Here is a 19577-nt window from a genome sequence, read left to right as displayed (position 1 = left end):
GTGTGCAGGGGATGCCTCAGCGCCGGCGGAACCGGGTCAGTTCGTCCCAGGCCTCGCGCAGGCCGCTGCTGTCCGGCTGCTGCACGGGCAACGGCAGGTAGTCAGGCCCCAGTGCCGTGCTGTTGCCGAATTTATCGAACACATAGGTATCCGGACCCTGGCGGATGCCACGCTGCGACCAGCTTTCCACCAGCAGCGAACGCGGTGCCATCGGTGCCGGTGCAAGCAGGTCCTGGCCGGTGCTGAAGTCTTCCAGCGGATTTTCGCAGCCCAGTGCATGCCGCATCAGCGTGGGCACCCAGTCCTCATGCGAACTGATGCGCGCCTGCCGCGATGCCGTCATTCCCGGCCAATGCAGCACGAACGGCACCTGCAGTTGGAAGTCGGAGAAATTGCCGTTGTGGCCCCAGTAGTTCAGGCCGAGGTCGTTGAATTCTTCGGCGTGGTCGCCGGTGACCAGCACGATGGTGTTGTCCTCCACGCCGGCTTCGCGCAGTGACTGCAGCAACTGGCTGACCATACTGTCCGCATAGTGGACGGCGGTGCGGTAGCGATTGCGCTCCGGGGTGGCATCGTGGTCCTGGTCCAGCGCCAGGAAGTTGATGTCCTTTGCCATCGGCGTGTCCAGCGCGGGGTAGCCTTTGGGCAGGTGGTACGGCGCATGCGTGGCGTCGAGGAAGGCGAAGCCGAACCACGGCGTGCCGGAGGGGGTCGCGCTGATTTCCGCACGCAGCGTGTCGACCACGTGGCGGTCACGTTCGGCGACGCTGAGTGCCGCCGGTGCGGTCTGCAGCAGCTCCCGCACGTCGGCGAAGGCGGTGCGGTCGAACTCCGGGCTGTACAGCGGCGCGCTGCCATGCAGGTACATCGCATAGCCCTGTTGCTTGAGCACGTCGAACAAAACCGAGCCCCGCTGCTCGGCCAGCATCGGCTGCCAGTAGCCGCCGGGCAGGCCGTACAGCAGACCGAACAGGCCGAAACGGGTGGCGTTGCCAGTGCTGTAATGGCGCTCGAACACCTGCGATTGCCGGGCCAGCGCCCAGGTGCCGGGCATCGCCTGCGGATCCAGTGCGTCGACGCGCAGCGATTCCAGCACTACCACCAGCACGTTCGGTCGCCGGTGGCTCTGGCAACGCAGCGGGGCGGTCGGGTAGGCCAGTTCACTGAGCTTCGGATCGGTCAGCGTGGCGGCGCGATCGACCACCGGCACGCCCATCGCACGCATCTGCCGCTTGGCGGTGATCGGCTGCGCCCACGGCAGGTAGGCCCACTGGCTGACCACCGCGCGTTCGCCGCGCGCGTCGTAGTAGGCCGTGGCGATCTGGCCCGCAGTCATCAGCACGGCCGCTGCCGTCCATCCGCCCAGCACCCAGGCGCGACGCGGACGCGGCGGCAGCAGCCGCCAGCAGCCCCAGGCCAGCAGCGCCTGGGCAGCGAACACCGCCATGACCACGCTGGCGATCTGCAGCCAGTTGCTCCAGGACAGGCTGACCTGGTCCTGCATTGCGCCGCCGAACACCATGTTCAGCACCATCGCATTGAGGTGGAAGCGGTACAGCGCAAAGACCTTCGCATCCACCATCAGCAGGCACAGCCACAGGCCCTGCATGACCACCGCCGTGATCGTGAGCGGCCGCGCGCTGCGCGTCCACAGGCCGACCAGCAGCGCCGGCAGCATCACCAGCGCGCCGAAGGCAAGGAAATGACCGGGTACGGCCAGGGCCAGGTACAGCCTGCCGAGCATTCCGCCGGGATTGGCCGTCCACGGGATGTTGGTCGCGCTGATGCCGATCGCCAGCACAGCGCCTACGGCGGTCATCAAGCTCGCCCATGCGAGGCGCTGCCACCGCAGGGAGGGGGTGGCGGAAGAGGGGCGTGCAGACATCGAGGGGTTCATCGTGCAGGGGAGGACGGCACGCAGGCGTCTGTCGTGGCGGGGGCGCATTGTATCGGCTTGTATCGCTGCGCCGATGCCCGCTGCCGGTAGGCGGCGCTCAGGGGCCGGCGGGCAGGCCCTTGCGACGGGCCTTGAAGCCGTTGAACAGGGGGGCCAGTGCGGGCAGGTAGCTGCAGGCAATGCGCCTGCGCAGCCACCCGGCCGGGCGGTCGCGCACGGCGAAGCGATAGATGTGGCCGGCGTCGCCCCCGATGCGGTTGCGGCCGAACGGGTGCGTTGTATGCAGGTAACGGAATCCGTGCGCGCGGGCGATCTCCACGTGGTCCGCGTCGAAGTCGCCGTAGGGCCAGCACAGTGTGTCCGAGGCGCTGCCCAGTTCCTGCTGCAGCACCTGGCGTGCTTTGGCCAGATCGGCATCCAGCCCGCTTCTACGCTGGCTGCGGTCCAGGTCCTGCCGCTGCAGCCAGCGCGTGTGCGAGTGCGTGTGGCAATGCACTTCGAAGGTGCCGGCGGCGATGGCCGCGCGTGCCTCGTCCCAGCGCATCATCACCTGGTCGGCCTGCCCTTGGCGGAATATCGCGTCTTCGCATCCACGATGGTCCGGCGTGGCGGGCAGCAATGAGCCGGAATGGCCCGCGTGCGGACGTGCCGGTCCCTGGCCCATCCAGCCGGTAACGACGAAGACCACGGCGTGCATGCCATGTGCCTGCAGGATCGGGTGGGCGTACACCCAGTTGTCCAGATAACCGTCGTCGAAGGTGATGACGATGGACTTGCGCGGGACCGGCTTGCCGGCCAGGAAGCCGGCGTACTGATCCAGTGTCAACGACGTCCAGCCGGTGTCGGCGAGCCATGCGATCTGGCTTTCGAAGTTCGCCGGGGACACGGTGATCATCCCCGGTGAAGGGCTGACATGATGGTGCATCAACACCGGCACGCTGCGGGCCCTACGCATGTCCAAGTTCCTCCAACCATTGGTAGTAGCAGGCTTCCGTCGCGCGGCAGTGCCCGACGGGGCTGAATCGGTCGTCGCTGCGCATCCAGTCCCAGCCGGCACGGCCCATCCGCCTGCGCAGCCCCGGCTGCTCGACCAGGCATTGCAGGGCCGTGGTCAATGCGGTTGGATCGCCCGGCTCGACCAGCAGTGCGTTGTCACCTTCGCGCACCATCTCCGGCACGCCGCCAACGCGCGTGGCCACGATGGGCACGCCGACGAAGGCGGCCTCCAGGAATACGGTGCCGGCCGCCTCTTTGTGCGTGGCCAAGGCGAACACGTCCAGTCCTGCCATGAGACGCTGCGCATCGGAACGGTGGCCCAGCAGATGCACCTGCCGCTGCAGCCCCAGCCGCTGGCTGGCGGTGCGCAGTTCGGTCATGACCGGCTCGCCATCTCCGATCACCGCCAGGTGAAGCCAGGGATGGGCGTGGCAGAGCGGCGCGATGGCGCGCAGCAGGTCCATGTGGCCCTTCGGGCGACGAAGCACCGCGACGCAGCCGACCACCACATCACCGGTGTGGAATCCAAGCTCGGCCCGCACCCGGGCGCGGGTATCCTGCAGGCACTGCCAAGGATCCGGTCCGCGCACGCCATGCCATTGCGGCGGCATCGCGATGGGCGGTACCACGCCGATGTGCCCCTCCTGGATGCCCCGCGCCACCAGCTGCTGCTTCACGAAACGGCTGACGGTCAGCACCCGATGGGGCAGGCCGGTGTAGGTCAACAGCGAGTTCACCGGGCTCATCAGGTGGCGTGAGCGCACCACCAGCGGCGCGCGCGCCAGACGCGCACCGGCCGCGGCGATAAGGGCGTCACGGCGGCTGGTCGTGTTCACTACGTCGAAGCGATGCGACCTTACCAGCGCGGCTACCTGGTCGATTCCCCGCAGCAGCCGGACCAATCCGCCCATCCGCAGCCGGTGCACCATGAATCCATTGGCTTGCGCCAATGCGCCCAGCCGAGCGCCTGGCTGGCATAGCAGCGAGACATCATGGCCGCGCGCCCGCATGGCGATCATGTGGCGGAAGATGTAGATCTCCTGGCCACCCAGGCCCATCGCCGCTTCGGTATGCAGAATGCGCAGGGGACGTTGCATGTGGAGCCAGTGCACGCGATGGGGCAGGGAGGCCAGCGTGACGCGGAAGATGCGGGTGCTCGAGCGGCGGAACGTGCGCTGGAGATCAACGATGTTCACTGCGACATACAGGGACGATATCGGCCGGGTCGGAGGGGTGCCCGGCGTGGGCCGTCGGGCCTGATGCGACATGGTGGCGGCGCGCCTGAGGCCGCCTGGGAGGCAACGTGCCGCAGCCTGATCTGTCACAATGCAGGCGCGGAACGCGGCCCGTAGGCAGCGTTTGCCGCTGTCCAGACCCATGACCAACCAGGTACCGTTGTGAGCCAGATCCCCACCCTCGATATCACCCGCTTCGACAGCGACCGCGAGGCCTTCGTGGCCGAGCTGGGCGCCGCCTACCGCCAGTGGGGCTTCGCCGGCATCCGCAACCATGGCATTCCGCAGGCCGACATCGACGCGGCCTACGACGTCTTCAAGGCCTTTTTCGCGCTTCCGGAAGAGGTCAAGCGCCGTTACCACGTCGCCGGCAGCGGCGGCGCGCGTGGCTATACCCAGTTCGGCGTGGAAACAGCGAAGGGCTCCAGCCACTTCGACCTGAAGGAGTTCTGGCACATCGGGCGCGAGATTCCCGATGATTCCAAATACCGCGAGGTGATGGCGCCGAACCTGTGGCCGAGCGAAGTGCCGGAGTTCCGTGAGCGGGGCTATGCGTTGTACCAGGCGTTGGACCACCTGGGTTCGCGGGTGCTGTCTGCCTTGGCGCTGCACATCGGGCTGCCGCAGGATTTCTTCGCCGACAAGACCAACAACGGCAATTCGATCCTGCGTCCGATCCACTACCCGCCGATCACCACCGACGACATTCCCAACGTGCGCGCGGGCGCGCATGGCGACATCAACTTCATCACGCTGCTGGTCGGCGCCAGTGCCGCCGGCCTGGAAGTGCAGTCGCATGATGGCAAGTGGGTGCCGTTCACTTCGGATGCGGACACCATCGTGGTCAACATCGGCGACATGCTGCAGCGGCTGACCAATCATGTGTATCCCTCGACCATCCACCGCGTGGTCAATCCGCCGGGCGAGCTGGCGCGCCAGCCGCGTTATTCGGTGCCGTTCTTCCTGCATCCGAACCCGGATTACCTGATCGACGTGCTGCCCTCGTGCATCACCCCGGAAAATCCGAGCCGGTATCCGGAGCCGATCACCGCCCACGGCTTCCTCGAAGAGCGCCTGCGCGAAATCAAACTGAAGTAGTACTGGCCGCTGGCCGGCAATCAGCTAACGTCACGGCAGCGTCAAAGGCTGCAGGGCTGTGTGTTGGCGGGGCGGGGTGGCTGTGCAGGACACGCCGCCCCGCCCCGCCTTCGACAGGTCCACGGCGGCCTTGGTAGCGCCGACCCATGGTCGGCGGAATGTTTCCGCCAAAGGCCCGCTGCGCTCGCCGACCATGGGTCGGCGCTACCGCTTTTCTTTCTTTTATTACGCGGCTGGCGGCCCGGCCCACCCGCAGCTCCAGCTCTCAAGCCAGCCGCGAGGGGGTCTCACCCGTTCGACTACCCGCAGACACGATGTAACCGGTTACGGCCCAACGGCGGGTAATTTCATTCGTTATCATGTCCGGCTGATACGAAACGGAGCCATCGCCCATGCGCCGCAAGATCGTCGCCGGAAACTGGAAACTGCACGGAACCCGTGAGTTCGCCACCACCCTGGTCACCGACATCGCCAACGGGGCGCCGGAGCAGGGGGTCGAGCTGGTGATCCTGCCGCCGCTGCCGTACCTCGGCGAGCTCGCCGATGATTTCGCCGATACCGCCGTTGCCTTTGGTGCCCAGGACGTCAGCAGCAACGAGAAGGGCGCCTACACCGGCGAAGTCTCGGCCAGCATGCTGCACGAAGTGGGGGCCCGTTATGGCCTGGTCGGGCATTCCGAGCGCCGCCAGTACCATCACGAGAGCAGTGAGCTGGTCGCGCGCAAGTTCGCCGCCGCGCTGCATGCCGGCCTGGTGCCGGTGCTGTGCGTGGGCGAGACCCTGGAGCAGCGCGAAGCCGGCCAGACCGAAGTGGTGATCGCCAGCCAGCTGGCTCCGGTGCTGGCGCTGGTCGGCGGGCAGGGCTTCGAAAACGCCGTGGTGGCCTACGAGCCGGTCTGGGCGATCGGCACCGGGCGCACCGCCAGCAAGGAGCAGGCCCAGCAGGTGCATGCCTTCATCCGTGGCGAAGTGGCCAAGGTGGATGCTAGAATCGCCGATTCCCTGACCATCCTTTACGGTGGCAGCGTGAAGCCTGACAATGCCGCCGAGCTGTTCGCACAGCCCGACGTCGATGGCGGGCTGGTGGGTGGCGCCTCGTTGGTGGCCGCCGATTTTCTGGCCATCGCCCAGGCGGCGGCTGCAACCTGATTAGAAGTAGTCCGAGGACGGATTCCAGATGCTGATGTTGATCCTCAATGTCGTTTACGTGCTGGTCGCAGTGGCCATGATCGCGCTGATCCTGATGCAGCGTGGTTCCGGTGCCGCCGCTGGCTCGGGCTTTGGTGCCGGCGCCTCGGGCACGGTGTTCGGCGCGCGTGGTGCGTCCAACTTCATGTCCAAGTCCACCAAGTGGCTGGCCGTGGTGTTTTTTGGCATCAGCCTGTTCATGGCGTGGTATGCCGGCCATGGCAGCCGCCCGGCCGAGCAGCAGGGCCTCGGCCTGATGGCCGCGCCGGCCGCCAGCGTCCCGGCTGCACCAGCGGGTGAGCGTCCGGCCAGCGTGCCGGCGGCCGATCCGGTGCCGGTGCAGCAGCCTACCCAGCAGCCGGTTCCGGCCGCGACTGTGCCGGCTCAGGCGGAATCTTCAAATTCTGGCGAAGAAAAGCAGCCGGAAGGCTCCCAGAAAGACTGAAGACGGTTACAATACGCCGCGCACTGGATGGATAGTCCAGCGTGATCGTAAGCCCAGGTGGCGGAATTGGTAGACGCACTACCTTGAGGTGGTAGCGACTTAGGTCGTAGGGGTTCGAGTCCCCTCTTGGGCACCATTTAGTAAGTAAAGCGGGTACGTCCGGCGCGCTCTGCGCCGGGTAGCGTTGTCCCCGTCCACTCCCCCATGCCAAAGCGCCTGCAGGCGCGGCGGCAGAGGCAAGAGAGAATCGCTGTGCTGGCCGAATATTTGCCGTCTCTGCTGTTTCTGATCGTCGCTACCGGTATCGGCATCACGCTGATGCTGATTGGACGATTCCTCGGCCCACGCCGTCCCGATCTGCAGAAGCTCTCGCCGTACGAATGCGGCTTCGAGGCTTTTGAAGACGCACGCATGAAGTTCGACGTGCGTTATTACCTGATCGCGATCCAGTTCATCGTCTTCGATCTGGAAATCATCTTCATCGTGCCCTGGACCCAGGTCTTCATGGAGCTCGGCGCGCGTTCGCTGGTCACCATGGGCCTGTTCGTGGGCATGCTGTTCCTCGGCTTCATTTACGTCTGGAAGAAGGGAGCGCTGGAATGGGAGTGATCCAAACTCTCGACGGCCTGATGAACAACCCCACCCCGGAAGGGCGGGTTGACGACATCCTGCGACCGGCTGGCGATAATCCGCTGCTGGAAAAGGGCTATGTCACCACCAGCGTCGATGCCCTGTTGAACTGGGCCCGTACCGGTTCGATGTGGCCGATGACCTTCGGCCTGGCCTGCTGCGCCGTTGAAATGATGCACGCCGGTGCCGCGCGCCTGGACCTGGACCGTTACGGCGTGGTGTTCCGCCCGTCGCCGCGCCAGTCCGACGTGATGATCGTGGCCGGTACGCTGGTCAACAAGATGGCCCCGGCGCTGCGCAAGGTCTACGACCAGATGCCGGACCCGAAGTGGGTCATCTCGATGGGGAGCTGCGCCAACGGTGGCGGCTACTACCATTACTCCTATTCGGTTGTTCGCGGTTGCGATCGCGTGGTGCCGGTGGACATCTACGTCCCGGGCTGCCCGCCAACCGCCGAAGCGCTGGTGTACGGGATCCTGCAGCTGCAGAAGAAGATCTGGCGTACGCAGACCATCGCCCGCTGACCCTTCCACACTACAAGAGCGCGCCAAGCCCCCATGGCAGAGCAAGCATCCTTCATCGACCGACTTTCCGCCCGCTTCACCGGCGGCAAGGTCATCGTGGTCGAACCCCGCGGCGAAGTGACGCTGGAAGTGCCTGCCTCGGATTGGCACGCCACCGCGCTCGCGTTGCGTGACGAATTTGGTTTCGAGCAGTCCGTCGACCTGTGCGGCGTGGATTACCTCGGTTACGGCTCTGACGAATGGGACACCGCTGACGTGTCCTCGCAGGGCTTCAGCCGCGGTGTCGAAGGCAAGGGCGCGGGCCGCTTTGCCTGGGGTGAATTCCCCAGCGAAGAAGATGCCGGCGGCGCACAGCCGCAGCACATGCCGACCCAGCGCTTTGCCGTGGTCGCGCAGCTGCGTTCGTACCAGCACAACCTGATGCTGCACCTGCGCTGCTTCGCTCCGAACGAGGGCCTGCCGGTCGTGCGTTCGCTGACCGACGTGTGGCCGGGCCTGAACTGGTTCGAGCGCGAAGCGTTCGATCTGTTCGGTGTCATCTTCGAAGGCCACCCGGACCTGCGCCGCATCCTGACCGACTACGGATTCGTCGGCCATCCGTTCCGCAAGGACTTCCCGCTGATCGGCAACGTCGAAGTGCGTTACGACGAAGAGAAGAAGCGCGTGGTCTATGAGCCGGTCACCTCGGTGGAGCCGCGCGTCGGCGTGCCGCGCGTGATCCGTGACGACGCCCGCCTGCAGACCGCAGCCGGCGAGCGTTCGCAGGAGGCAATGAAGTGAGTGCACAGGTCATCAAGCCGGTCGAACAGGCGCACGGCGCCTTCGCCAGCAACGCTGCCGAGAACCGGCAGGAAATCCGCAATTACACAATGAATTTCGGCCCCCAGCATCCGGCCGCGCACGGTGTGCTGCGCCTGATCCTGGAAATGGACGGCGAAACCATCATGCGTGCCGACCCGCACGTCGGCCTGCTGCACCGTGGCACCGAAAAGCTGGCCGAATCCAAGCCGTTCAACCAGTCCATCGGTTACATGGACCGCCTGGATTACGTGTCGATGATGTGCAACGAGCACGCTTACGTGCGTGCCATCGAGACCCTGATGGGGATCGAAGCGCCGGAGCGTGCGCAGTACATCCGCACCATGTTCGACGAGATCACCCGCATCCTGAACCACCTAATGTGGCTGGGCTCCAACGCGCTCGACCTGGGTGCGATGGCGGTGATGCTGTACGCCTTCCGTGAGCGCGAAGAGCTGATGGACTGCTACGAAGCAGTGTCCGGCGCCCGCATGCACGCGGCGTACTACCGTCCGGGCGGCGTCTACCGCGACCTGCCGGACCACATGCCGAAGTACAAGGAATCGCGCTGGCACAAGGGCAACGCCCTGAAGCAGCTGAACGCATCGCGCGAAGGCTCGCTGCTCGATTTCATCGAGAACTTCACCAACGAATTCCCGGGCCGCGTCGACGAGTACGAAACCCTGCTCACCGACAACCGCATCTGGAAGCAGCGTACCGTCGGCATCGGAGTGGTCACCCCGGAGCTGGCCCACCAGTGGGGCATGACCGGCGTGATGCTGCGGGGTTCGGGCGTTGCCTGGGACCTGCGCAAGAAGCGTCCGTACGCCAAGTACGATGCCGTCGATTTCGACATCCCGCTGGGCAAGGAAGGCGACTGCTACGACCGCTACCTGTGCCGCGTGGCCGAAATGCGCGAGTCCAACCGCATCATCAAGCAGTGCGTAGCGTGGCTGAAGGCCAATCCGGGCCCGGTGATCGTCAACAACTTCAAGGTCGCGCCGCCGTCCCGCGAGGCGATGAAGGACGACATGGAAGCGCTGATCCACCACTTCAAGCTGTTCAGTGAAGGCTACTGCGTGCCGGCCGGCGAAACCTATGCCGCCGTCGAAGCGCCGAAGGGTGAGTTCGGCTGCTACCTGATGTCCGACGGCGCCAACAAGCCGTTCCGCGTGCACCTGCGTGCGCCGGGCTTCGCCCACCTGTCCTCGATCGATTCGATCGTGCGCGGCCACATGCTGGCCGACGTGGTGGCGATGATCGGTACCTACGACCTGGTGTTCGGCGAGGTCGACCGGTGAACCCGGCCGATCTGACCCTCTTTCCTGCAGGCAGCCGGCGCAAGCCGGCGCCGCAGCATATGGAATTCCAAGACATGCATTTCGCTGAGGTCGGCCGATGAAGGCGACAGGTAATTTCGAGGCGGCGCGCGACGTCGATCCGATGGTGGTGCTGAGCGACAAGACCCGTGCTCACATCGATCACTGGCTGTCCAAGTTCCCGCCGGACCGCAAGCGCTCGGCCGTGCTGCAGGGCCTGCACGCCGCGCAGGAGCAGAATGCCGGCTGGCTGACCGACGAGCTGATCGCCGGGGTGGCCAAGTACCTGGACCTGCCGCCGGTGTGGGCCTACGAGGTCGCCAGCTTCTACTCGATGTTCGAGCTGGAGAAGGTCGGTCGCCACAACGTGGCGTTCTGCACCAACATCAGCTGCTGGTTGAACGGTGCCGAAGACCTGGTCGCGCATGCCGAGAAGAAACTCGGTTGCCGCACCGGTCAGTCCACCGCTGACGGACGTATCTATCTCAAGCGCGAAGAAGAGTGCCTGGCCGGTTGTGCCGGTGCACCGATGATGGTCATCAACGGCCATTACCACGAGCGCCTGACCGTCGAGAAAGTCGACGAGCTGCTGGACGGGTTGGAGTAAGCCATGGCACATCATCACGCACCCAGTGGTCCGGTCGGTCCCGCACCGTTGCCGCACCAGGTGGTCTACACCACCCTGCATTACGACACCCCGTGGTCGTACGAAAGCTACCTCAAGACCGGTGGTTATGCCGCCCTGCGCAAGATCCTCGAAGAGAAGATCCCGCCGGAGCAGGTCATCGAGATGGTCAAGCAGTCCAACCTGCGCGGCCGTGGCGGCGCCGGTTTCCCGACCGGACTGAAGTGGTCCTTCATGCCCAAGGGCACGATGCAGAAGTACATCCTGTGCAATTCGGATGAATCCGAGCCGGGTACCTGCAAGGACCGCGACATCCTGCGTTACAACCCGCATTCGGTGGTGGAAGGCATGGCGATCGCCTGCTACGCCACCGGCAGCACCGTGGGCTACAACTACCTGCGTGGCGAGTTCCACCACGAGCCGTTCGAGAACTTCGAACAGGCCCTGGCCGACGCGTACGCCAACGGCTGGCTGGGCAAGGACATCCTCGGCAGCGGCGTGGACATCGACATCTACGGTGCGCTGGGCGCCGGCGCCTACATCTGCGGCGAAGAGACCGCGCTGATGGAATCGCTGGAAGGCAAGAAGGGCCAGCCGCGCTACAAGCCGCCGTTCCCGGCGAACTTCGGCCTGTACGGCAAGCCCAGCACCATCAACAACACCGAGACCTATGCCTCGGTGCCGGCGATCATCCGCAATGGACCGGAATGGTTCCAGGGCCTGTCGCTGACCAAGAACGGCGGGCCGAAGATCTTCTCGGTGTCCGGCTGCGTGCAGAAGGGGGGCAACTTCGAGGTGCCGCTGGGCACCACCTTCGACGAGCTGCTGGAAATGGCCGGCGGCCTGAAGCCGGGCCGCACGCTGAAGGGCGCGGTCCCGGGCGGCGTGTCGATGCCGGTGCTGAAGGCCGACGAGCTGAAGGGCCTGCAGATGGACTACGACACCCTGCGTGCACTCGGCACCGGCCTGGGGTCGGGCGCCATCGTGGTGCTGGATGACAGCGTGTGCTGCGTCAAGTTCGCCTGCCGCATCAGCCAGTTCTTCCACAAGGAATCCTGTGGCCAGTGCACCCCGTGCCGTGAAGGCACCGGCTGGATGCACCGGGTGCTGGAGCGCATCGTCGCCGGCAAGGCCACGATGGAAGACCTGCACCAGTTGAAGGCCGTGGCCGGCCAGATCGAAGGCCACACCATCTGTGCGTTCGGTGAAGCGGCGGCATGGCCCATCCAGGGTTTCCTGCGCCAGTTCTGGGACGAATTCGAGTACTACATCGTCAACGGTCATTCGATGGTTGACGGCAAGAAGGTGGAGGCTGCTGCCGCATGAGCGCGCAACCCGTAACGCCCAACGTGCCACCGGACCACGTGACCGTCGAAATCGACGGCCAGTCGCTGGTGGTGCCCAAGGGTTCGATGATCATCCAGGCCGCCGACAAGGCAGGCATCCCGATCCCGCGCTTCTGCTACCACGAGAAGCTGCCGATCGCCGCCAACTGCCGGATGTGCCTGGTGGACGTGGAGAAGTCGCCGAAGCCGGCGCCTGCCTGCGCCACGCCGGTGATGGATGGCATGAAGGTTGCCACCCGCAGCGAGAAAGCGCTGAAGTTCCAGCGTTCGGTGATGGAGTTCCTGCTCATCAACCATCCGCTGGACTGCCCGGTCTGCGACCAGGGCGGTGAGTGCGAGCTGCAGGACGTATCGCTGGGCTATGGCCGTTCGGTCAGCCGCTTCAACGAGCGCAAGCGCGTGGTGGTGGACGAGGACATGGGGCCGCTGGTGGCCACCGAGATGACCCGCTGCATCCAGTGCACCCGCTGCGTCCGCTTCACCGCCGACGTGGCCGGCACCTATGAACTGGGCGGCATGTACCGCGGTGAGAACCTGCAGATCGGCACCTACGACGGCAAGCCGTTGACCACCGAGCTGTCCGGCAACGTGGTGGATGTGTGCCCGGTGGGCGCGCTGACCAACAAGGTGTTCCAGTTCCGTGCGCGTCCGTGGGAACTGACCGCGCGCGAATCGCTGGGCTACCACGATGCGATGGGCTCCAACCTGTTCCTGCACGTGCGTCGCGGCGAAGTGCTGCGCACCGTGCCGCGCGACAACGAGCTGGTCAACGAATGCTGGCTGTCCGATCGTGACCGCTACTCGCACCAGGGCCTGTACAGCGAAGACCGTGCGGTCAAGCCGCTGCGCAAGGTCAATGGTGAGTGGAAGGAAGTGAGCTGGGCCGAAGGCCTGGCTGCCGCCGCCGACATCCTGAAGGCCCACCAGGGCGACGCCCTGGGCGTGCTGGTACACCCGTCCACCTCGAACGAGGAGGGCGCGCTGCTGGCCCGCCTGGCATCGGGCCTGGGTTCGACCAACATCGACCACCGCATCAACAACCGCGACTTCTCCGACGCCTCCACCGCCGAAGTGTTCGGGCTGCCGCTGGCCGAAATCGAAGGCGCCGACCAGATCGTGGTGCTGGGCAGCAACATCCGTCACGAACTTCCGCTGCTGCATGCCCGCCTGCGCAAGGCGCAGACCAGCAATGGCGCGAAGATCCACGTGGTCAACCCGGTCGATTTCGACTTCGCTTTCGGCATCGCCAGCAAGCAGATCGTCGCCCCGTCGACCTTCGCCGGCGCGCTGGAAAACGCAGACCTGCGTTCGGCGGTGCAGGGCGGTCGCAACACCGTGCTCATCGTCGGTGGCATCGCCGAAAACCACCCGCAGGCCGCTGCGATCCGCGCCGCTGCGCGTGATTTCGCCGCTGCAACCGGTGCCAGGCTGTGCCGTATCCCGCAGGGCGCCAACGCCATCGGCCTGACCCGCGCCGGCGTGCTGCCGGCCGGCAAGGATGTGGCGGGCATGCTGGCGCAGCCGCGCCAGGCCTACGTCGTCTACGGCCTGGAGCCGGGCCTGGATTTCGCCGACGCCCCCGCCGCCCGCAAGGCGCTGGCCGGTGCCCAGGTAGTGGCCTTCAGCCAGTTCGCCTGCGCCTCCACCCGCGATGTCGCCGACGTGATCCTGCCGATCGGCGCACTGCCGGAAATCGACGCTACGCTGACCAATCTCGATGGTCGCTCGCAGTCGGCACGCGCCGGCGGCAAGCTGCCGGGTGAGGCCCGCGAGGGCTGGCGCGTGCTGCGCGCCCTGGGTGGCGAAATGGCACTGGCCGGTTTCGAGTTCATCGACCTGGCCGGCCTGCGCGCCAGCCTGGCACCGGTGAGCGTGACCGTCGCCGCTTCGTCGGCCGCTCCCGTGGCCGGCGAAGGCCTGGAAGTCGCTTCGACTGCGGCGATCTACCGCACCGACGCGGTGGTCCGTCGTGCACCGGCCCTGCAGTCGCATCCGCTCAACACCGCCCCGCGCATCGTGCTCAATGCCACCGATGCCGCCCGCCTGCAGCTGCAGGAAGGCCAGATGGCCAAGGTCGGCACCGAGGCCGGCCGCGCCACGCTGCCGGTGGTGGTCGACGCCCGCGTCGCCGCGGGTTCGGTCTGGATTGAATCGGGCCACGGTGCAACCGCACCGCTGGGCGCCGCACGCGTAACGGTGGTGGCTGCATGAACGAATTGCTGTTGAACGCAGTGGACCCGCTGCACCAGTGGCTGCTTGGCCTTGGTGAGATCGGCGCCCTGCTGTGGATCATCCTGAAGATCCTGGTGATCACCATGCCGGTGATCATTTCGGTGGCCTTCTACGTGGTCTGGGAACGCAAGCTGATCGGCTGGATGCACGTTCGCCACGGCCCGATGTACGTGGGCATGGGCATCTTCCAGGCCTTCGCCGACGTCTTCAAGCTGCTGTTCAAGGAAGTGCTGCAGCCGGCCAACGCGCACAAGGTGTTGTTCCTGCTGGCGCCGTTGATCACCCTGGCACCGGCCTTCGCGGCCTGGTCGGTGGTGCCCTTCGATGCGCAGCTGGTGCTGTCCAACGCCAACGCCGGCCTGCTGTACCTGCTGGCGATGACCTCGCTGGGCGTGTACGGCATCATCCTGGCCGGTTGGGCATCCAACTCGAAGTACGCCTTCCTCGGTGCGATGCGCGCCTCGGCGCAGATGATCAGCTACGAAATCGCCATGGGCTTTGCCCTGGTCGGCGTGATGATCGCCTCGGGCAGCCTCAACCTGACCGGCATCGTGATGGCGCAGGCCGGCAACTCCGGCTTCCTGGACTGGTTCCTGCTGCCGCTGTTCCCGCTTTTCGTCGTGTACTGGGTGTCCGGCGTGGCCGAAACCAACCGCGCGCCGTTCGACGTGGTGGAGGGCGAATCGGAAATCGTCGCCGGCCACATGGTGGAATACTCCGGCGGTGCCTTCGCGCTGTTCTTCCTGGCCGAATACGCGAACATGATCCTGATCAGCTTCCTGATCGCGATCTTCTTCCTCGGTGGCTGGTTGAGCCCGATCCAGGGCTGGGTGAACCCGGGCGCGATCTCGCCGTTCATCGACTGGATCTGGACCGGTGGCTGGCCGTGGCTGTTCATCAAGGTGTTCTTCTTCGCCAGCGCCTACATCTGGTTCCGTGCCAGCTTCCCGCGCTTCCGCTATGACCAGATCATGCGGCTGGGCTGGAAGGTCTTCATCCCGCTGACCATTTTCTGGATCGCGGTCACCGCCTTGATGGTGTTCTTCGGCGTGATTCAAAAGGGTGTCTAACGTAATGAACAGGATTACCCATTACTTCAAGAGCCTGCTGCTGCTGGAGCTGTTGGCCGGGCTGTGGCTGACGCTGAAGTACAGCTTCAAGCCGAAGTACACCATGATGTACCCGATGGAGAAGTTCCCGCAGTCCCCGCGCTTCCGCGGCCTGCACGCCCTGCGCCGTTATCCCAACGGTGAAGAGCGCTGCATCGCCTGCAAGCTGTGCGAAGCGGTCTGCCCGGCACTGGCCATCACCATCGATTCGGCCAAGCGCGAGGACGGCACCCGCCGCACCACGCGTTACGACATCGATCTGTTCAAGTGCATCTTCTGTGGCTTCTGCGAAGAAAGCTGCCCGGTGGACTCGATCGTGGAGACCCACATCCTCGAGTACCACTTCGAGAATCGTGGCGAAAACATCGTTACCAAGCCGCAGCTGCTGGCCCTGGGTGATCGGCTTGAAACCGAAATCGCCGAGCGCCGTGCCGCCGACGCCGCTTACCGCTGAGGTCGAGACATGGATTGGGTAAATATCGCTTTCTGGGTTTTCGCCATCGCAGCCGGTGTTTCGGCCGCGGCGGTGATCAGTGCGCGCAGCCCGGTCAACGCCGTGCTCTGCCTGGTGCTGACCTTCTTCTCCGTGGCCTGCATCTGGATCCTGGTCGGCGCTGAGTTCCTCGGCGTGGCCCTGGTGCTGGTGTATGTCGGCGCGGTGATGGTGCTGTTCCTGTTCGTGGTGATGATGCTGGACATCGACACCGACAACCTGCGTGAAGGCTGGGTACGTTACCTGCCGGTCGGGCTGGTGGTCGCGGTGGTGATGCTGGTGCAGATCGTCACCCTGATCGGCGTGCGGGGCAGGGCGGTCAACCCGTTCCCGGCCGACAACGCCGCTGCGCTGGCCGCAGACACGTCCAACATCACCTGGCTGGCCCGCAGCCTGTTCACCGAGTACCTGCTGCCGTTCGAGTTCGCCGCGGTCATCCTGACCGTCGCGGTGGTCGCCGCCGTGATGCTGACCCTGCGTCATCGCACCGGCATCAAGACGCAGAACCCCGGCGAGCAGACCATGGTCAAGTCGCGTGACCGCCTCACCGTGGTCAAGATGGACGTCGACCAGCCGTTCGTGCACAGCAACACCAAGGCCGCCGTCGATATGCCGGCAGCCGGCGAGGAGACCAAGCCATGATCACGTTGGGCCATATCCTGGCGCTGGGTGCGGTGCTGTTCTGCATCAGCCTGGCCGGCATTTTCCTCAACCGGAAGAACGTCATCGTCCTGCTGATGTCCATCGAACTGATGCTGCTGTCGGTGAACATCAATTTCGTCGGGTTCTCGCGCGAACTGGGTGACACGGCCGGCCAGCTGTTCGTGTTCTTCATCCTCACCGTCGCAGCCGCCGAGGCCGCCATCGGCCTGGCAATCCTGGTGACCCTGTTCCGTACACGTCGAACGATCAATGTCGGCGAAGTCGATTCGTTGAAGGGCTGATTAACAGATGGAAATCACACTCGCCAAGAGTCTGTTGATCGCAGTGGTGCTTGCACCGCTGTTCGGCAGCATCATCGCCGGCCTGTTCGGTCGTCAGGTCGGGCGCCTCGGCGCGCAGACCATCACCATCCTCGGCGTGGCGGTCAGCTGCGCCCTGTCGATGTACGTGTTCTACCAGCTGTTGTGGGGCGGCGCGCAGCCGTTCAACGAGAACCTGTACACCTTCTTCGAAGTGGGCCAGTACTCGGCGCACGTTGGTTTCATGGTCGACAAGCTCACCGCCATGATGATGGTGGTGGTCACCTTCGTGTCGCTGCTGGTGCACATCTACACCATCGGCTACATGGAAGAAGACCCGGGTTACCAGCGTTTCTTCAGCTACATCTCGTTGTTCACCTTCTCCATGCTGACGCTGGTGATGAGCAACAACTTCCTGCAGCTGTTCTTCGGCTGGGAAGCGGTGGGCCTGGTGTCCTACCTGCTGATCGGTTTCTGGTTCAAGCGCCCGACCGCGATCTTCGCCAACATGAAGGCCTTCCTGGTCAACCGTGTCGGTGACTTCGGCTTCCTGCTCGGCATCGGCGGCGTGTTGTGGGTGTTCGGCACCCTCGACTACGCCACTGTGTTCGCCAAGATCATGGATCCGGAGCTGGCCAACGGTGCCATCCAGGTGTGGTCCGGTTCCATCGATCTGTTCGGCCTGCACACCATCCAGGTACTGGAACAGCCGGTCGTCTGGGCCAGCGCCACGGTGATCTGCATCTGCCTGTTCATCGGCGCGATGGGCAAGTCGGCACAGGTGCCGCTGCACGTCTGGCTGCCGGACTCGATGGAAGGCCCGACCCCGATCTCGGCCCTGATCCACGCCGCGACCATGGTCACCGCCGGCATCTTCATGGTGACCCGCATGTCGCCGTTGTTCGAGCTGTCGCCGACCGCGCTGAACTTCGTGCTGTTCATCGGTGCCACCACTGCGTTCTTCACCGGCCTGATCGGCATCGTGCAGAACGACATCAAGCGCGTCGTCGCGTACTCCACGCTGTCCCAGCTGGGCTACATGACCGTGGCGCTGGGCGTATCGGCGTACTCGGCCGCGGTGTTCCACCTGATGACCCACGCCTTCTTCAAGGCGCTGCTGTTCCTCGGTGCGGGTTCGGTGATCATCGCCATGCACCACGAGCAGGACATGCGCAGGATGGGCGGCCTGCGCAAGTACATGCCGATCACCTTCATCACCATGTGGATCGGTACGCTGGCCCTGGTCGGCACCCCGTTCTTCTCCGGCTTCTACTCGAAGGACACCATCATCGAGGCGGCCGAGATCCACGCGCACATGTCCAGCAGCTGGGTGGCGACCTATGCCTACTGGGCGGTGCTGGGCGGCGTGCTGGTGACCAGCTTCTACAGCTTCCGCCTGCTGTTCCTGACCTTCCATGGCAAGGAACGCTTCCGCGACGTGGCCCACGACGACCACGGCCATGGCCACGATGCGCATGCGCACGATGACCATGCCCATGCCGCCGATGCGCACCACGCCGATGCGCATGCCGACCACGGCCACGATGACCATGGTCACGGCCATGGCCCGCATGAGCCGCATGAAACCCCGTGGGTGGTGACGCTGCCGCTGATCCTGCTGGCGATCCCGTCGATCATCATCGGCTTCTTCAGCATCGGTCCGATGCTGCATGGCACCGACTGGGCCGGGCACCACGCCCATGAAGGCATCAAGGGTCAGGCCACCAACTTCTTCACCGGCATCGTGGACTTCTACGACCCGGCCAAGAACACCGTGGGCTTCCTCGGCGAGCACTTCCATGGCCCGGTGGCGTTCGCGCTGCATGGCATGACGGCCTGGCCGTTCTTCCTGACCGTGGCAGGCTTCCTGCTCGCCGTGATCTTCTACCTGTGGAAGCCGGACCTGTCGGGCCGGGCGCGCAGGACCTTCGCGCCGATCGTGTCGGTGCTGGAAAACAAGTACGGCATGGACACGCTGTGGATCGACGGCTTTGCCGGCGGCAGCGTCAAGCTGGGCAGGGTGGCACGCTGGCTCGACACGAACATCGTCGACGGCACCGTCAACCTGGTCGCACGTGGGGCGGACGTGGCAGCCAATGTGCTGCGTCGTACCCAATCCGGTTTCCTCTATCACTACGCCTTCGCGATGATCATCGGCCTGATTGCCCTCCTGGGCCTGCTGATGCATTACCTGCGTTGATGACCTGTACGGAATAAGAAAACGTGTCGAACTGGCCCCTACTTAGTGTCCTCATCTGGCTGCCGATCATCGGTGGCGCCCTGGTCCTTGCCATCCGTGATGCGCAGACCGCCCGCTGGGCGTCGCTGGGTGTCGCGCTGCTGACCTTCGCCCTGAGCATCCCGCTGCTCACCGGTTACGACCCGGGCATCGACGCGCTGCAGTTCGTCGAGTCCCGCGCCTGGATCCCGGCCTACGACATCGGCTACAACCTGGGCGTGGACGGCATCGCCATCGCGCTGATCGCACTGACCACGCTGGTCAGCGTGCTCGCGCTGATCGGCGCCTGGAGTGCCATCGACAAGCGCGTGAACCAGTACGTGGCGGCCTTCCTGATCCTGGAAGGCGTCACCGTCGGCATCTTCGCTGCCACCGACGCGATGCTGTTCTACGTGTTCTTCGAAGCGATGCTGATCCCGATGTTCCTGATCATCGGCGTCTG

General features: G+C 65.1%; 18 protein-coding genes, 1 tRNA gene and 1 pseudogene. 17 read left to right on the top strand and 3 right to left on the bottom strand.

The window, feature by feature from the left end; genetic code table 11:
* Positions 1–16: 16 nt before the first annotated feature.
* The 3 genes from ACI2JH_RS08505 to ACI2JH_RS08495 form a co-directional block, all read right to left on the bottom strand.
* Positions 17–1897 carry a DUF3413 domain-containing protein gene (locus tag ACI2JH_RS08505; RefSeq protein WP_404735934.1) on the bottom strand — a complete coding sequence of 627 codons (1881 nt, stop codon included), beginning with the start codon at positions 1895–1897 and terminating at the stop codon, positions 17–19.
* Between the two features lie 97 nt (positions 1898–1994).
* On the bottom strand, positions 1995–2852 hold the full coding sequence (locus tag ACI2JH_RS08500) for a polysaccharide deacetylase family protein (protein ID WP_404735933.1): 858 nt from the start codon (positions 2850–2852) through the stop codon (positions 1995–1997).
* Positions 2845–3990 carry a glycosyltransferase family 4 protein gene (locus tag ACI2JH_RS08495; RefSeq protein WP_319276461.1) on the bottom strand — a complete coding sequence of 382 codons (1146 nt, stop codon included), beginning with the start codon at positions 3988–3990 and terminating at the stop codon, positions 2845–2847. The genes ACI2JH_RS08500 and ACI2JH_RS08495 overlap by 8 nt, the downstream gene beginning before the upstream one ends.
* A gap of 300 nt (positions 3991–4290) precedes the next feature.
* Between ACI2JH_RS08495 and ACI2JH_RS08490 the strand changes: the two genes are divergently transcribed.
* The 17 genes and pseudogenes from ACI2JH_RS08490 to ACI2JH_RS08410 form a co-directional block, all read left to right on the top strand.
* Complete coding sequence (locus ACI2JH_RS08490) at positions 4291–5226, top strand: isopenicillin N synthase family oxygenase (protein ID WP_101100725.1); 936 nt, start codon at positions 4291–4293, stop codon at positions 5224–5226.
* Positions 5227–5618: 392 nt separating this feature from the next.
* Complete coding sequence (gene tpiA, locus ACI2JH_RS08485) at positions 5619–6374, top strand: triose-phosphate isomerase (protein ID WP_192083289.1); 756 nt, start codon at positions 5619–5621, stop codon at positions 6372–6374.
* Positions 6375–6402: 28 nt separating this feature from the next.
* A complete protein-coding gene (gene secG, locus ACI2JH_RS08480) occupies positions 6403–6858 on the top strand; it encodes a preprotein translocase subunit SecG (protein ID WP_404735932.1) in 456 nt (151 codons plus the stop codon).
* Between the two features lie 51 nt (positions 6859–6909).
* Positions 6910–6994, top strand: a tRNA-Leu gene (locus ACI2JH_RS08475).
* 116 nt (positions 6995–7110) lie between these two features.
* Positions 7111–7467: an NADH-quinone oxidoreductase subunit A gene (locus ACI2JH_RS08470; protein ID WP_042614960.1), complete on the top strand. Its 357-nt coding sequence runs from the start codon at positions 7111–7113 to the stop codon at positions 7465–7467.
* Entirely contained in the window at positions 7458–8012 is a 555-nt protein-coding gene (locus ACI2JH_RS08465; protein WP_042614961.1) for an NADH-quinone oxidoreductase subunit B family protein, read from the top strand. Before ACI2JH_RS08470 ends, ACI2JH_RS08465 begins: the two co-directional genes overlap by 10 nt.
* A 33-nt stretch (positions 8013–8045) precedes the next feature.
* A complete protein-coding gene (locus tag ACI2JH_RS08460; RefSeq protein WP_101100728.1) occupies positions 8046–8792 on the top strand; it encodes an NADH-quinone oxidoreductase subunit C in 747 nt (248 codons plus the stop codon).
* A gap of 11 nt (positions 8793–8803) precedes the next feature.
* Positions 8804–10111 (top strand): NADH-quinone oxidoreductase subunit D, encoded by a 1308-nt coding sequence (locus ACI2JH_RS08455; RefSeq protein WP_042614973.1) that lies wholly within the window; start codon positions 8804–8806, stop codon positions 10109–10111.
* Positions 10112–10208: 97 nt separating this feature from the next.
* On the top strand, positions 10209–10736 hold the full coding sequence (gene nuoE, locus ACI2JH_RS08450; protein WP_042614963.1) for an NADH-quinone oxidoreductase subunit NuoE: 528 nt from the start codon (positions 10209–10211) through the stop codon (positions 10734–10736).
* Between the two features lie 3 nt (positions 10737–10739).
* A complete protein-coding gene (nuoF, locus tag ACI2JH_RS08445; protein WP_101100729.1) occupies positions 10740–12080 on the top strand; it encodes an NADH-quinone oxidoreductase subunit NuoF in 1341 nt (446 codons plus the stop codon).
* Positions 12077–14311: an NADH-quinone oxidoreductase subunit NuoG gene (gene nuoG / locus ACI2JH_RS08440; protein ID WP_404735931.1), complete on the top strand. Its 2235-nt coding sequence runs from the start codon at positions 12077–12079 to the stop codon at positions 14309–14311. The genes nuoF and nuoG overlap by 4 nt, the downstream gene beginning before the upstream one ends.
* Positions 14308–15402: an NADH-quinone oxidoreductase subunit NuoH gene (gene nuoH / locus ACI2JH_RS08435; RefSeq protein ID WP_042614966.1), complete on the top strand. Its 1095-nt coding sequence runs from the start codon at positions 14308–14310 to the stop codon at positions 15400–15402. The genes nuoG and nuoH overlap by 4 nt, the downstream gene beginning before the upstream one ends.
* Before the next feature lie 4 nt (positions 15403–15406).
* The gene (gene nuoI, locus ACI2JH_RS08430) at positions 15407–15895 is read left to right on the top strand and encodes an NADH-quinone oxidoreductase subunit NuoI (RefSeq protein WP_042614967.1); all 489 of its coding nucleotides are present in this window, start codon (positions 15407–15409) and stop codon (positions 15893–15895) included.
* 9 nt (positions 15896–15904) lie between these two features.
* Positions 15905–16576 carry an NADH-quinone oxidoreductase subunit J gene (locus ACI2JH_RS08425; RefSeq protein ID WP_182657186.1) on the top strand — a complete coding sequence of 224 codons (672 nt, stop codon included), beginning with the start codon at positions 15905–15907 and terminating at the stop codon, positions 16574–16576.
* Positions 16573–16878, top strand: a complete 306-nt coding sequence (nuoK, locus tag ACI2JH_RS08420) for an NADH-quinone oxidoreductase subunit NuoK (RefSeq protein ID WP_042614969.1) — start codon at positions 16573–16575, stop codon at positions 16876–16878. Before ACI2JH_RS08425 ends, nuoK begins: the two co-directional genes overlap by 4 nt.
* A gap of 7 nt (positions 16879–16885) precedes the next feature.
* Positions 16886–19096, top strand: a complete 2211-nt coding sequence (gene nuoL, locus ACI2JH_RS08415; protein ID WP_101100732.1) for an NADH-quinone oxidoreductase subunit L — start codon at positions 16886–16888, stop codon at positions 19094–19096.
* A gap of 23 nt (positions 19097–19119) precedes the next feature.
* Positions 19120–19577: pseudogene (locus tag ACI2JH_RS08410) on the top strand (NADH-quinone oxidoreductase subunit M); the annotation flags it as partial.

Origin of the sequence: Stenotrophomonas sp. NPDC078853 (assembly GCF_044901215.1) — a bacterium.
GTDB lineage: Bacteria > Pseudomonadota > Gammaproteobacteria > Xanthomonadales > Xanthomonadaceae > Stenotrophomonas > Stenotrophomonas lacuserhaii.
This window is presented reverse-complemented; position numbering and strand designations above follow the sequence as displayed.